Below are 14,554 nucleotides of genomic sequence, written 5' to 3'. Positions count from 1 at the left end.
AGGTCAGAGTGAACATCCATCCCCCGAGGCTTGGCGCGCTCGCACGCAGCCGCCGCACCTCCCTGATAGCCGTCCTCGGGCTATCGACATCACTGCTGGCGGCCTTACCAGCTGCCGCCGAACCCGCTCCCACCCCCTCTGCCTCCACGGCGCCCGCCCCTGCGGCCGATCCGCTGGCTTCCCTCAAAGCCGAGGCCAAGAAGCAGAACAAGCCCGTCGAGATCGAGTCCTACCGGACAGAGACCTCGACCACCTACGCCAACCCCGACGGCAAGACCCTCAACGCCGAGGTGCACTCCACCCCGATCCGGGTGCAGAAAGACGGCGCCTGGCAGCCGATCGACATGACCTTGGTCGAAGAGGGAGGCGTTATCCGGCCCAAGGCCATCAAGGGTGACCTGACCCTGTCGGCGGGGGGTGATAAGGCGTTGGTCAAGCTCAAGAACGAGAAGGGCGCGGTGGCACTGGCGGCGCCCAGCAAGCTCCCCAAGCCGCGCCTGTCCGGCAACACGGCCACCTATCCGTCGGCGTACGGCAAAGGCGTGGACCTGGTCGTCACCGCGAACCCGACCGGGTTCCACCAGGAGATCGTGATCCGCGAGCGGCCCACCGGCAAGCTGAAGGTCCGCGTTCCCGTGGACCTGCCCAAGGGTATGCGCTACGGCAAGGACGACTCCGGGCAGCTCGCCCTGCTGGCCGACAAGACCGGCAAGGAGATCGCCGACATCACCGCGGCGCCGATGACGGACGCGGCTGCGGCCAAGGACCTCGAGGCCGGCCGTACCGGCACCGCAGCCATGACCGTCCAGGACGGCGCTCTCGACCAAGAGCTGGTGATCACCCCGGACGCCAAGTTCCTCGCCGACCCGGCCGTCACCTATCCGGTCACCGTAGCCGCGGCTTCCGAGAACTGGACCGGCACGGGCATCGACGGCGACACCTACATCAACAGTGAGGGCCAGACCAGCGGTTGGAGCAACAGCGGGAAACCGGACCTCATTGCCGGCAAGTCCAACAGCGGCACGAAGACGTGGCGCACCTACATTCGCTTCAACATCAAGGGCACGCCGTTGGAAGGCGGCACGGTCGAGAACGCCGACCTGCGGCTGTGGAACCACCAGTCCAACACCTGCGACTCCGAGATCAACTCCGGCATCGTCGCCCTGCCGATCACCACCCCCTGGGACATCAGCACGCTGTCCTGGAGCAACCAGCCGTCGACCACCTGGACCGCCCGTGAAGCCAACAAGGGCGCCTATGACATCGACTGCTCCCGCGGCGAGGGCGAGCTGTGGTACTCCATCGAGCAGATGACCCAAATGTGGATGGACGGCTACCCTGACCATGGTGTGCAGCTCACCCCGGTCAACGAGAGCGACCTCACTAACTGGCGCTGGTACCGCTCTTACGAGTACGGCGGCTACGACACCTACCCCTTCACCGCGCGCGGTCCCGTTCTCATCATCAAATACATACCAGGTGCCGTCCCATCACCCGAGATGATCATCACGGAGTCTGATGGGCAGCCTTCAGACGAGCCGTTGAGCTATGAGGAAGCGGTAGCCAACAGGCTGACCGTCGAATCGACAACCCCTACGGCTCCTTCCGTCACGCTGGATGACGTACAGAGGATTGCCGAGGGGACTGAGAATGCCTTTGAGGTCGATCCGGATAACCTGGCTTCCTCTCCGGAGGAAGAACCTGGGGTGCCAGATCTTACGCCACCAGCTGTCGTGGGGACGCTTCCGCAAACCGGCGCTGAGAACGCCACCACGACCGATCCGATCCAAGCAGTCTTCGATGAGCCCGTTTCTGGCGTGGTATTCACAGTCAAGAACCCCGACGGAACAGCAGTAGCGGGTACCTTGACCATGCTCGGAGGGGATCTGGCTGCAAGCTTCAAACCGAGCGAGAATCTACAACCAGGTACGGCCTACACTGCTGAAGTGGCGAGTGCTCAAGATGCCGCTGGCAACGCCATGACGGCACCTCACACATGGTCGTTTACAACTGGACAAGAAGCACCCAGCCCAACGCCTACCGTTACTCCGACGAACACCCCGACTCCCAAAACGATCTCGTTGCCGGTGCAGACCGACACTTGGATCGATGACCAAGGATCGTCTAGTCCTGACGGGATCTACCTGTGGACTGGGGCGTACGGCAGTAGTAACCCAAGAACCATCGAACGAGCCTACCTGGCGTTCGACACCTCGGCACTGGCCGACAAAAAAGTCGTCGATGCCAAGCTGGAGTTGTGGAACGCTACCTCCTTCGGCTGCGGGGACAGCGCCTCGGGCATCAAGGCGCAGCAAGTCACTACGGCGTGGAGCATTGAGACCCTGCGCTGGGACAACCAACCGTCGGTCACCGCGACCGGTGAGGCGGTCGCCAAGGACCCCGGCGGCTGCACCGATGACTCCAGTCCGCCGAGTGACGTGGCCTGGAGCTGGCCGGTGACTGGCATTGTGCAGTCCTGGGCGGCAGGCCAGGCTAATCACGGCCTGTTGCTGCGCGGGGTGGACGAGTCCGATTCCGCTCCGCTGTACGACCGTGGTTTCGACTCTACGGAGTCCCAGCAGGACAATCCGGATGCTCATCCGCCAGTGCTGAAGGTGACCTACACCGACACCCCTAACCCGACGCCGACCGCAACACCCACGGCTGCACCGGACACGGCGCCGCCGACGATTCTCAAGGTGGAGCCAGCTGACGGAAGTGAGGACGCTCCGGCCAACGCCCAGGTGAAGGTGACCTTCAGCGAGCCGGTGACTGACGCGCACCTCTCGCTGACTGATCTTTTCGAGGAGGAAGAGGTCCCGGGCAGCACCACGATGGACGCTAGCAATACGGTGCTGACGTTCACGCCGGACCATCTACTGGACTTCTACTACTGGGCAGAGATCAGTGGTGCTAAGGACGCCGCCGGCAACGTCATGGACGACTCCTACGGATGGTCGTTCTCCATCGAGCAGCAGATCCCGACTCCGACGGAGCCGTCCGCGTGCCGTACCGCTCCGGCCTGGACGAGCGGCGGTAGCTATCCGGTCGGTACCCAGGTGAAGCATCGCGGTCATGCCTGGGAGTCCATCGCACTCGGTCCTTGGCAGTTCCGGGTGGAACCGGGCACTGATGAGAATTGGGGCTGGCGGGACTTGGGCGCCTGCACCAGCGCGTTCAGCAGCTCCACAGCAGAGAAGCAGGCCGGACCGGAATCCCCGGTGGAGACGCTCCGCGACGCGAAGCCGTCCGTCGACAAGGCATGGACCCGCTCGCTGGAAACCAGAGACGGCACAGATCTCGTGCCGACCACGACACCGGAACTCCTGGTCAAGGTGTCCGACCCGCTGAAGCGGCGTTCCACTGTGGAAGTCGAGGTTGCCCACGACCCGAAGTCGCTGGCGCAAGGTAAAGGGCTGATTTGGTCAGGCTCCGTAAGGAATACCACTCCTGGGGCTTCAGTAATTATCCAGGTACCGCAAGGAAAGCTCGTCTCTGGGTGGAAAACACGTTGGCGGGTGCGCGTTACGAGTGAAGATGGCTCCATCGGATCTTGGTCTGCCTGGCAGATGATGATTGTTCAAAAAACCGACCCTGTACAGGGGACTGAGCGAACTGAACAGTCAAAACGTACTGCCGCTGAGGCACTTGTCCCTAAGAGTTTTCCCTACAATCGACTTACATGGGAAGGATGCTGGTCTAAACCGGAGACTGGCTCGTGGACAAGAAGGTTCGATGGATCAAAATCAATCGGACATGCCTCCAACTCCTTTAATTGGTGCGCGAGGAGAGAAGCTCGAGGGGAGGCCTTCGAAAATATGAGGAATCCCGAAACAGGAAAGATAATAACTCGCAGATACGTGGGTCACGCCACTTACAGAATAACTGTTCGAGCCTACACCCATGCAGGCGGATCACCTAAAAGCAGAAATCCGGAAATCGATACAGCTTCAGGGTTACATGGACGCGATATCCGCTACACAGTTCGCATAGACAACGTCAAATGGCATGACGCAGGAGGAAAGAGATATTTCGATGCAATGAAGCTTCGCTTGGGTGTAGCAGTCAGTCATGACAAATGTGAGGTGACGAGTGGCCCTAGGGACGATTCATTCTCAAAGGAAGACCTTCTCACTAATTGGGAAAACAAAGAAGCTGAATGGATAATCCACTCAGCTAAGGATAAGGGAGAAAGATTTAGCAGGACAAGCGCATGTATGATCCTCCCGACAATAGTTTGGACATCTCCTCTATCCTATAGTGACCCAGGAGGGGACATCACGAATAGAATCGGCTTTCAGCGACCTCTCGTACGCTGCGATACCGCTCCGGCTATCTATAACTACACGGGGGGGTGTATCTTCCCTGACGCCACCCCGACACTCGTTTATGACGCAACAAAGAAGGCCAAGATAGCGTCAGTTGCCAAGCATGTATGGGATTCCTACTACAATACTAAGTGGACAGTGCCAACGGACGACAGGAAGCAGATCCCCGGGCGCCATCCCCATGGGAAGCTTCATCGCCTTCTCGAACGACCGGATATTCCCTGGCTGGGAGACCCTGATGATGCACCATGGGGGCAAGTCCAAAGAAATCGGACGCATTCCACTGCAGAATGTAGGCGAAAGTGGCCTAACATAAGCCCTGACGCGCAAGGCCTAGACTGCGATGAGTTTCCATTCGCCAGCACCCACGAAAGCCCGCTCATTGCAGGAGGAACAAACTACTCAGCAAGATACATCGATGATAAGGAAAACAGTTCTGCCGGGAGTGACCTAAAGAACTTCTATATGATATATCGGCGGCTGAGTATGGATCCCTTCTGGGTATACGCCAAGACGCTTCCTGGTGAGGAGAACCAGCCTCCCGCGATCTGGAATTAATTATTTATAGGCGTGGTCCGTCTGCAATAGGCGGACCACGCCGCCCTCTAATCTACTCATAGGAGTATGAACTTGGAATCTATCGATGCAAGGTATACGCGTCTAATTCAAGAAGGCCTGCCGGATAACCTCTGTCTTACCTGGTGTCAGAGTGACGACCTGGAAGACATCGCCCGTAAGTTCGGTGCAGACGTGGAGACAGGGCTATGGGCCACGATTGATGAGATAGAAGAGATGGAGCAAGAGGACGACGAGGCAGTTCTGCTTGAGCTCGATTCTATGGGCGACTGGGCCATCGCTTTTGAACCTAACGGGATCGAAGGATCGAGGAAAGCTGTCATGGAATCGGTCTCTATTGGCGGATGCGCCTTCAGTATATTCTGGAATGTAGAACTGGACAGCTCCGTCATATATGCGGTCGACGGCCGCATTGTAACATCATTCACCTTACTTGAGATCGAGCGGCGATCAGGAAGTGATCCGGCAGCACTAGATGAAATGTTGACGGAAATAGAACTGAACGATGGATTGTCGATGCCGGCACGCAAAGCGCGACTCTTAGCACTAGGAGAAATGATCAGTGGGCAACGCCTTACCTCAGAGTGGCTACGTTCTCCTAAATTTATCTTCCAGATAAATGATCCGATTCCTGATCCGATCATCCCTCGTGAGTATTTAAACCCAAGGGCGCCATTTCTAGACGACCCCGAATTCATGCTTATTCTAGAACGCCTGTCAGTGGAAGTGGCTCCACATATCGCCAGAATGGTCGCTTCTATCGTTGCCGCTGCGGTCCTCCCGGATAGTCCTCTGGCGAAAGACGTCCTAAGATTCTTACATCAAGGCGAGCGATTTAAGGGAGAGAGGGAAGCACTACAAGCACAACTCGAGCGGACATCGCAAGAGATTAGTAGGACAGACTCGCTACAAGGAGAACTTTCTTCAGAGGCGAGAAAAGAAATGCATAATAGGCAAATTGCTAGCCATGCCCTAAGCGTCCTCGCTAGATCACTTAATCCTTACTCAGTAAATGCGGCTTATGGTGCTGCCGCGGAAGCCGTTAATCTGCCATTACTTCCAAGGGTCGACTTTATGCGCTTGGAAGTACTTTGGAATGTCGCCAAGCATATAGAGCGCAGCCGATATTCTGTTGAGAGATAGAGATTGCTTCCTCCTTTTCAGTCCTTCAGCGGCGCAGCGGCGCATTCTCCGACCGTCCAGATGCGGGCGGGGGAGCGTGTGAACGGACACGAGGAACTGCTGAGGCTTTTTCATCCTGATGGCCCAGGTCACGGCGGGCTTGCAGAGGCGGTAGCGGATGAGACCAGGCTCCCGGTAAGACAGCAGTCGACCAAGATCCGATGCCCCAACCGGGAGCCTCGTTGCTGGCATACCGTGCCGCGATTTCGCTGTCCAACCGCACTCTCGCCCGCCTGGCCGATCTGATCCGCGCCCACCGCGCCGAACGGCGCTCCCGCTGGCGCCGCCTCGGCCCTGGACAACAAGCCCTTCTAGTCCTGGCGCATCTGCGCAACGGCGATACCTACGCCCGCCTGGCCGGCGGGTTCGCCATCGGCACCACCACCGCCTGGCGCTACGTGCGCGAGGCGATCGACCTGGTCGCCGCCCTGGCCAACGACGTGCACACCGCCGCACGCAAGGCCTCCCGCCTGGCCTACGCCGCTGGTGACGGCACGCTCTTTCCGATCGACCGGCTGGCCGACGATGCGCCGTACTCCTCCGGAAAACACCACCGGCACGGGGTCAACGTTCCGTTCCTCGCCAACCCGGCCGACCGCCTGGTGCAGGCCGGCCTGACCGGCGCCGGTGTCCGGGGCTTCGCCGACTGGGGGATACCAGGGTGCGGGCGGCACGATCCGCACGCCGTTCAAGCGCCACTGGCCGCGCCTGTCCATACCAGCGGTCCGTCAACCGTTCTCATGCTCGTATCTGGGCGCTCGGGGAACGCCCCGTTGCGACCCTGAAGGCATGGAAGCTGCCCCGGTCCAGCCGCGCTGCTGTCTACACCGCCTACACCGCGCCCCGCGATCGCACAGGTCTGGTACCTCGAAGACGACGACGCGCACGTCGTCGGGCCGGTGTGGGAGCGGGCGCGGTGCAGCCCGGGGAACATCGTGGGGGCGCTGCGGGCCCTGGAGCGTGAAGAGCTGCTGTGGCGGCGCGGCGACGCGTGGGAGGTCGTGCCCGTGCAGTCCGGGAGCACGACCTGATCAGGGAGCGGGGGTGTGGGGTCGCAGGGGGGTGTTCCTGCGCCCCTCAGATTGTCGGTGAGGGGGTAAATGATCGCGAGGGACAAGGAGACAGGTGAGGGCTGTGGGGGTCTCCTGGACCCGTACAGCGGTGGGCGATGCGGGCACAGTCGAGGGGATACGCACCTTGCGCGTGGTGCGCGTAACCGTAGTAACGTGACCACAACACGGGATAGGGTGCGTCATGATCAACCCATTGGACGCCCACACGGAGGGGGATTTCAGTGCTGCGACACGCCGCGTTCGACTGGATCTCCGACTCCGAGTCCGCCAAGATGAGCGACCATGAGTGGCAGCACACCCGGACCCGACCCTGTGGTGGTCGCGCGGCACACGGTTTCGTTCACCGATCCCGAGTTGCTCAAGCTCGGCAAGACGCTCGCCAAGAAGCGCGGGGTCCCGTTCGGCCGGTTCGTCGAGGAGATGCTCGCCAAGGCGCTCGGTCACGAGCTCGGCGCGGCCAAGCCCGCCCGGCAGGAGCCGCTGCTGCTCGCCGGAGACCACCCCACCGCGTAGCCGTACGGCTGACGCGGTCAGAAGGAGACACCTAGGCAAAAAGAAAACGCCTCCCAGTGGGAGGCGCTGGTGCGGACGAAGCGCCAACTTCGTCCGCGCCGGTAGATGGACAACTTAACAATCCCCTGCACGCGAATCACATCTCTGCTCTGGCCGCCAAACCGATGAGCTGAGCGCCTTTCGCATGTCTAGCAACTTGCACTTACACGCTTGGAGGAGACGATAGCACCTCGCCAAGCGGATAGCCCAGCACGCCCTAAAACAGACACCGCGGCGTGTCGGCCGTCCGCCCCCCAATCCATGCATCGAGCTGGTGATTCACCATGCCCGGATGCCTTGAAATCCCCGGTCCCCGAGCACCTGACCATCCCGCCGTCCATCACGTTGTGGCAGCAGGCGGTGGAGTACCGCGCCGAGCAGGCCGGCCGCCGCGCCGACTGGCGGCGGGGCTTGATGGCGCTGGTGTGGCAGCTCATGCTGCGCTCGGACTACTACGTCACCACGCCCCGCCGGGGCGCGACCTGGGACATCCTCGCGGCCGAACTCGGCTGCTCGCGGCGGGCCCTGGCCTACAAGCTGGCGTGGCTGCGCGAGCAGGAGCTGCTGGTGACGATCACGCCCGGCTCGACGGTGCGGTTCCGCCCGGGGACCCGCTACGGGCGCATTGACGACGGCCTGGGCAACCTCGCGGCCGAGTACGCGCTGACGATCCCGGTGGACATGCTGGACGACGCGGCGCTGGCAGCGATCGAAGCGGACTACGCGGCGGTCCCTGCGGAGCAGGACGAGGAGGAGGTTCCGTGGCCGGTCGAGACGGTCCGGGAACGTCCCGCATTCATGCAGGTCAACGCCTCTGTGGAAGAAACGTGCACCCCCGCCCCTGGGGTTGACCTTCAGGGGGAAGCTATCCCTACGCACGCGCGGGAAATGTCCGATTCCACGCCACCGTCTCCGTCGTGGTCGGCCACCGTCACGCCAGGCACCAAGAAGGAGATCCTCGCTGCGTGTGAGCGGCTGCGCGCGGACAACCCTCCGCTGCGGGTCGTCTCGGCCAAGGACCTGCGGTCCCTGCTGAGGGCCCTGTTCGCCGCCGGGGCCACGGTCCGCGACGTCTACCACGTGCTGAACGTCCGTCCGGACGGGCAGCGGTGGGGGGACCTGATGCCGCCGCTGCGCAGGCCCCACTACGAGCGGTGCCGGATCCTGCGGGCGATGATCCGGCACCGCCTGTCGTGGTGGATGACCGACGACGGCGAGCTCAAGCATCCGCTGCCGTCGCAGGAGCACGCCGCGGCCGAGGCCCGGCGCCACGCGGAGCAGGAGCGTTTCCGTCTCCAGGTGCTCGAGCCCGTCCGGACGGTGAAGCCCGGAGACGCTGCGCAGGGCTTGGCGGCCGCGCGGGCGGCGCTGGCGTCAACGGAGGCCGGGGCCGCGGCGCTGGAGAAGGCCGCGGCCCGTCAGGTGCGCCGGCCTCGGTGGGCGGCGTGAGCCCGATGACCGCGGATGGGCTCAACCGGGGAGGGATCTGTGCGGTGCTGTCAGTGAAGTTGGGGCAGCTGGTACCGCCAGTACGTTCCTTGCTGGCCCAAGACGGTGTACGGCGTGGCGACGGAGTCGGGGTACCCATACGTGGTGGGGATCTGGTTGCCCCGGGTCCTGTTCCGGGAGGCTTCGGGAGTGTTGTAGATGCTCTCGACGGTGATGAGGACCTTGCTCCCGACCTCACCGGCCGCCGCCAGGAGGTCACCGTAGAAAATCTGGAGGCGGGCCTTGCAGCCCGTGCATGGACCGATGTTGCTGATGAGGATGACTTCGATGCTTTCGGTCGCGACCTGGAGTCCTTGATCGGTGATCCACTCGTAGGCTTCGAGGAGCACAGCGACTTCGCTGTCGCTCTGCGAGAGCTTGGCTTCGTCCGGGCTGATCTCCGGGGGGCGTTGGGCGCCGTCCTTCGCCGTGAGGGTGTAGTAGCCCTGGCCGGACCGGGGTGCCGCGACCGGGGTCAGGTAGCAGTGTTCCGCGTCGCCCTCGGAAGGGACGTTGCCGTCGACGATCACCATGACGCGGGAGTACAGGCCGGGCTCCCCTACGTGGTGGTCCTGCTCAGCACGGGCACGGACCGTGGCCAGTTCCCGCACGATCGCCTGAGTTCGCGCGTCGGGGCCTTGAGCGCCGGTATGGGACATCGTTGTCCTCTTTTCGTCGGGGGAGGACTTCACCTTCTCACCGGGGCAGAGGCAGTCAAGGGACACCGGTGTCCGGCTCCGGCCAGACACTCGGCACAAGGATTGCGATCTACGGCGTAAAGCACGGAAGGCTGCACAACCTCACAGTCCCGAGCCTTCATGCTGCACCGCTCATGGCGGGGCTTTTCGGCACCGATGAGATGACCTGTACTTGTGTGTCTGGTATGGGGAGGGTAGGGAGCGGCCCCGGCGGGGCCGCCCTGGGAGGAGTTCTGCGATCGACGGGGCTTTACACCGTAGATCGCAATCTTTATGCCGGGTGCGTCTCCTCCGGGACAGCACCCCGCGCCGCCCCATCCCGCTCCTTCCGCCGCTGCTCCCGCAGATCCGCCACCAGCTCCGGATGCGCAGCGTCGAACGCCTTCAGCTCCTCCTCGGCCACCGCCACCTTCTCCTCCGCGGCCGCCACGCGCGACCACGGCGCCTCCTCGCTCGCGACGGCCGCCCGCGTCTCCTCCGCTTCCGCCAGCGCGCACTCCAGCGTGAACAGCAGCGCGGCCCGCCGCCCCTTCGGGCTCAGGTCGTCCTGCCCGCCAGCGGCCAGACGGACCCGGTAGGCCAGCTCCGCCGCCTCCCAGATCACCGCGTCATCGAAGCCGGCCGCCGCCCACACCCGTGCGATGTCCATCACGGGCAGGCCCGACCCGCTGTAGAAGCACCGACCGCCCGGCAGCAGTGGGCAGTCCATCTCGGTTTCGTCCTCGCCGCCAAGCGGGGTCGGCGCGTGGTAGCCGAGGTAGGTGCCGCTCCACCCGGCGGGGAAGACGTCCTGGTCGAACTGCCAGTCGGGACCCTCCATCTTCGACAGCACGATCTGGACGGCCCCGTGCTCGCCGGACACGATCCAGGCCCGCGCTCCGGGCCGGGTGCCGTCTTCGGTCTCGTCCTGGATGATGCGGGTCAACTCCATCGCGGGTGCCTTTCGTCGCTGGTGGGGCCTGTCCATCATGACGGGCAGGCTGCGCAGGTGATCACCAGACGCGGGCCCTACGCCCCGGGCCGGGCCCGGTGGAACGACTGGGCGAAGTCCAGCGCGGGCCACCAGCGGATCGTGTCGCCGCCCGGCCCCCGGTGCGGGTAGTGCCCGGTCGGGTTCGTCAGCAGTTCCTGCTTGCGGTTCGGCACCACGTACGCCAGCGCCGCCACGGTGCGCAGGTCCACCGTGCGCCGGGCCGCGTGCGGCAGGGAGTTCAGGACCCGGGAGAACATGTCCTGGTGATGGCTGCTGATCTGATGCAGCAGGATGTCGACGGCCGGGCCCGCCAGCCGCTCGGCGGGCACCGACCCGAGCACCGTGCCGCCGGCCTGGTGCGGCTGCGGGTTGCGCAAGCTGAGGCGGGCGTGGACCAGGAGCACCGCGGACAGCGCGTTGTCCTGGGCGGTCTGCTGCGCCCACTCGCCGCACCTCAGGGTCATAGAGGGTCGGTAGGGATGTGAGCGTAGCCCAGCATGGTGACACCGCACCTAGTGAGATCGTCGGTGTCCTGGCCGTGCTCTTTGCCGGCCTTCGTTGAGACGAGCCTGTCCATGCAAGACAGTTGGGCGCGTGGAACGAGCCCAACGTAGTAGTAGAACGTCAGACCGCGAGCACCGGAGTAGCCGCCGAAGTTAGACCGTTGTTGGTACCAGCACCCATTCTGATCGAGTGTGATCTCTGCGTCTCTACCCCAGAAGAAGCGTCCGCTGCCGGGATTGCCTTTATGGTCGCGGGTTCCCGGCTCGGCCCGTTTGAATGGGTACAGCAGTTGACCATCCGGCACTTGGGTGGTGATCTGCCCGGATATTTCCAGGGTCATGGAGTCTGCACGGTTGTACTTGATGCTGTAGAGCGCGGACTTGAGCTCCAGACCGGGGTGCGCTGCTGGAGGGGTGGAGGTCACCTTCGCGCGGGTGATGGGGTCGGACGGCTCCGCACAGGGCGTTGCGGCCTCCGAACTGACCGGATTCACGATGATCCTGAGAGCCACGGCCGCACCGAAGATGAGCACTCCGCCGACAATCAGAGCTTTCTGCACCCATCCTGCAGAGAGGCGAGATCCGCTGCCGACGGGACCTTCTTCAGCGCTCGTTTCTCTCTTGAACAAGGCGACCACTCCGAGCACTGCCCCGAAGCCTGCAGCGACCCAGCTCATCACCTCCAGGTTGAAGAGCACGGCGACGGCCGCAAGCACGAAACTGGTCAGTACAGCCAACGGCAGTGCCCACCCGCGCGCGTTCCCGCTGCTTCCCATGGGCATGACGATCCCCAGACAGGAGCAATAAAGGCAAGAGCGACGTTCGAGACGGGAATAGCGTTGACAATGCTCGCAGGCCAAAGTCGCGTCTGTAGTGATCGTTAAGGACCGAAAGTGAGAGGGGTTGGGATCGCTAGGGGGATGCGCTCCCAACCTCCGACAGACGCTCTCAGCGCTTCGCTGGGGGTCGTTTGCGCTGATCAGAAAGCTTTGTATTTACAAGACGCTTATGCAATAATTGGTACACCACAACTGAAGATCAAAACCCCTGGTGACCAGGAAAAACATACTGGCACACCACAGTTAACGAATGCAGAAACGCATTCAAAACCCACCCGAAAAGGACCGCCATGATTGAACGCCTCTACACCCACGCCACCCCCGGCAACCCCGACGGCATCGACGTCGTCCACCTCGCCATCACCCTGCCCGGCCACATCAACAGCTTCGGCGAGATGACCGTCGAGGGCGCGGTCTTCACCACCGAGTTCTCCGGCACCCGCGCCGACCACGACTTCTTCAAAGGCGGCTGCGCCTGCGACGTTCGCCCCGGTAGCACCTGCCCGTGCGGCACCCCCTCGATCTACGACGGCGAGACCCTCTACGCCAGCGACATCTACATGCCCCACCACGACGGCTCCCTCGCCGAATTCGTCCGCGCCCACGAGACCAGCCTCTACAACGACGGCTACGTCCGCCTGGCCACGCCCCTCGACCTCGCCGAGTCCTCCTGGACCTACACCCGCCGCACCGGCCTCGTCACCGAGGAGATCGAGATCACCGCCTGCGACGGCGAGATCCACGAGAACGGCGCCCGCATCTGGGCGTGGGAGGACCTGCCCACCGACGCCCCGGACGGCGAGCAGGCCGACCGCGCCGCCTCGATGACCCGGTTCCTGCACGACTGCGACGTCGAGCTGATCCGCGAAGGCTACATGCGCTGACCCGCCCGAGCTGTGGCTGCGCCTACGCGAGCACGTGCCTTCCTGGCTCCTCTGGACCTGACCACCCCACCCCGCCGAGGGGGCCGCCACCACACGGTGCGGCCCCCTCCGGCACGAAAGGAGACACCCGCCATGTACGACGACGACCCCGCCGCCGACCTCGAAGCGCTCTACTCCGCGCGGCTGGACGCCGACCTGGAGATGGCCGAGATGGCAGCCACCGCCAACCACATCCACCGCCTCCGCAAGCAGGGCATCTGCACCCACCAGTCGTCCATGGGCTACGTCCACCCGCCCGTGTACGAGCAGCAGAAGCAGCTCAAGCCCGGCGAGCAGATCTGCACCGACCTGTGCGGCCGGGTGTTCCCCTCCATCGAGGCGATGGAGGCCGACGCCGAAGAGCACCTGCTGTAACCCCGGTGGCGGGCCGCCGGCCGTACGGCACGCCGCCCCGCCCTCTCTCCACCAACCCGGAAGGACATCATGGAACAGCCGATCTTGCGGGCCGTACGCGGCCTGCTCCTCACCCCCGACGTCAACGGCGGCCAGCTCACCGACATCGGCATCACCGCCTACGCCACCTGGCCCGAGGCGCAGTTCGCCCCCGACATCCTGGCCGACCGGCTCTCCCACGGGCACAAGCCGATCACCCCGGACGAGGTGCGTGTCCACATCCTGACCCACCCGTACAAGGCGGCCAAGACCACGCCCGCCCGGAACGGCGTCGTCTTGGCCTGGGCGCCGTCGCTGGCCCCGGCCAACCGGGTCGCCTCCCAGCTCGCGGCCTGGTACCTCTTCGAGAGCCGCACCAGCGAGGAACTGCCCATCCGAGGAAACGCCGTGTTCCTGGGGATGGGCCACGACTACCAGGCCGTCAACGCCCCGCACGATCTCCTCGACAAGGCCGAGGAGATCGCCGCCCTCGACAAGCATGGCGGTCTCCTCCGCTACCCCGACTACGAGACGCGGCTGCGGCCCCGCCTCACCGACCGGGTCCTGGTCGACGGCGTGCTCTGTCCGATCGTCCAGATCGGCAGCGCCGGACAGATGCTCCGGTACCGCCACCCGGACACCCACGACGAGCACTGGACCCGCCGCCCGGGCGGCGGCTGGACCGTCCTGCCCGACACGCCGAAGGAGCGACGCAAGGCATGAGCACCCCGATCCCCCATGCGGAGCGGCCCGGCTGGACCTGGGACGCCCTGCGTCCTTACGAGAAAGGCGGCTGGCCGTGCGGCAGGCCCGGCTGCAACGCGGACGAGTCCGTGGTCGCGCTCGTCAGCCAGGACCCCTACTGGCGATACGGCTTGTGTGTCGCCTGCGCGAACGACGCTGGATGCCCCGCCGAGCTGCTGCCCATCGCGGACGGGGGTGGTCTACCCGTGACCGAGCCCCCGCCGCTGCCCAACGCGTCGATCCGGCCGGGCCCCGTACTCCATTAACGAATGCATAAACGCA

The 14,554-nt window shown here is 63.8% G+C and carries 13 protein-coding genes and 1 pseudogene; 10 read left to right on the top strand and 4 right to left on the bottom strand.

What is annotated here, in order from left to right; translation table 11 throughout:
• The first annotated feature begins 8 nt into the window (after positions 1-8).
• The 6 genes and pseudogenes from IEZ07_RS28535 (at position 9) to IEZ07_RS28515 (ending at position 9,160) form a co-directional block, all read left to right on the top strand.
• Positions 9-4,886, top strand: coding sequence for a DNRLRE domain-containing protein (locus IEZ07_RS28535; protein WP_191897606.1), 4,878 nt, complete (start codon positions 9-11; stop codon positions 4,884-4,886).
• Between the two features lie 72 nt (positions 4,887-4,958).
• On the top strand, positions 4,959-6,047 hold the full coding sequence (locus IEZ07_RS28530) for a DUF6461 domain-containing protein (protein ID WP_191897605.1): 1,089 nt from the start codon (positions 4,959-4,961) through the stop codon (positions 6,045-6,047).
• Positions 6,048-6,268: 221 nt separating this feature from the next.
• Positions 6,269-6,917 (top strand): annotated as a pseudogene (locus IEZ07_RS28525) (transposase family protein); the annotation flags it as partial.
• A 68-nt stretch (positions 6,918-6,985) separates the two neighbouring features.
• The gene (locus IEZ07_RS36010; protein WP_275413871.1) at positions 6,986-7,117 is read left to right on the top strand and encodes a hypothetical protein; all 132 of its coding nucleotides are present in this window, start codon (positions 6,986-6,988) and stop codon (positions 7,115-7,117) included.
• A gap of 324 nt (positions 7,118-7,441) precedes the next feature.
• The gene (locus IEZ07_RS28520) at positions 7,442-7,672 is read left to right on the top strand and encodes a hypothetical protein (RefSeq protein ID WP_191897604.1); all 231 of its coding nucleotides are present in this window, start codon (positions 7,442-7,444) and stop codon (positions 7,670-7,672) included.
• A gap of 336 nt (positions 7,673-8,008) precedes the next feature.
• Positions 8,009-9,160, top strand: coding sequence for a hypothetical protein (locus IEZ07_RS28515; RefSeq protein WP_191897603.1), 1,152 nt, complete (start codon positions 8,009-8,011; stop codon positions 9,158-9,160).
• Positions 9,161-9,210: 50 nt separating this feature from the next.
• On the opposite strand, the gene IEZ07_RS28510 is transcribed toward IEZ07_RS28515, so the two are convergent.
• From IEZ07_RS28510 to IEZ07_RS28495, 4 genes are all read right to left on the bottom strand, one after another.
• Positions 9,211-9,732 (bottom strand): hypothetical protein, encoded by a 522-nt coding sequence (locus tag IEZ07_RS28510; RefSeq protein ID WP_191897602.1) that lies wholly within the window; start codon positions 9,730-9,732, stop codon positions 9,211-9,213.
• Between the two features lie 436 nt (positions 9,733-10,168).
• Positions 10,169-10,828, bottom strand: a complete 660-nt coding sequence (locus IEZ07_RS28505) for a hypothetical protein (protein WP_191897601.1) — start codon at positions 10,826-10,828, stop codon at positions 10,169-10,171.
• A 77-nt stretch (positions 10,829-10,905) separates the two neighbouring features.
• Complete coding sequence (locus IEZ07_RS28500; protein WP_191897600.1) at positions 10,906-11,334, bottom strand: hypothetical protein; 429 nt, start codon at positions 11,332-11,334, stop codon at positions 10,906-10,908.
• Positions 11,331-12,149, bottom strand: coding sequence for a hypothetical protein (locus tag IEZ07_RS28495; RefSeq protein WP_191897599.1), 819 nt, complete (start codon positions 12,147-12,149; stop codon positions 11,331-11,333). The genes IEZ07_RS28500 and IEZ07_RS28495 overlap by 4 nt, the downstream gene beginning before the upstream one ends.
• A 353-nt stretch (positions 12,150-12,502) precedes the next feature.
• Between IEZ07_RS28495 and IEZ07_RS28490 the strand changes: the two genes are divergently transcribed.
• The 4 genes from IEZ07_RS28490 (at position 12,503) to IEZ07_RS28475 (ending at position 14,538) form a co-directional block, all read left to right on the top strand.
• Entirely contained in the window at positions 12,503-13,096 is a 594-nt protein-coding gene (locus IEZ07_RS28490) for a hypothetical protein (RefSeq protein ID WP_191897598.1), read from the top strand.
• Positions 13,097-13,228: 132 nt separating this feature from the next.
• Complete coding sequence (locus tag IEZ07_RS28485; protein ID WP_191897597.1) at positions 13,229-13,510, top strand: hypothetical protein; 282 nt, start codon at positions 13,229-13,231, stop codon at positions 13,508-13,510.
• Positions 13,511-13,579: 69 nt separating this feature from the next.
• Positions 13,580-14,251 carry a hypothetical protein gene (locus IEZ07_RS28480; RefSeq protein WP_191897596.1) on the top strand — a complete coding sequence of 224 codons (672 nt, stop codon included), beginning with the start codon at positions 13,580-13,582 and terminating at the stop codon, positions 14,249-14,251.
• Positions 14,248-14,538 (top strand): hypothetical protein, encoded by a 291-nt coding sequence (locus IEZ07_RS28475; RefSeq protein ID WP_191897595.1) that lies wholly within the window; start codon positions 14,248-14,250, stop codon positions 14,536-14,538. Before IEZ07_RS28480 ends, IEZ07_RS28475 begins: the two co-directional genes overlap by 4 nt.
• Positions 14,539-14,554: the final 16 nt, after the last annotated feature.

It is taken from the genome of Planomonospora parontospora (genome assembly GCA_014647935.1).
GTDB lineage: Bacteria > Actinomycetota > Actinomycetes > Streptosporangiales > Streptosporangiaceae > Planomonospora > Planomonospora parontospora.
This window is presented reverse-complemented; position numbering and strand designations above follow the sequence as displayed.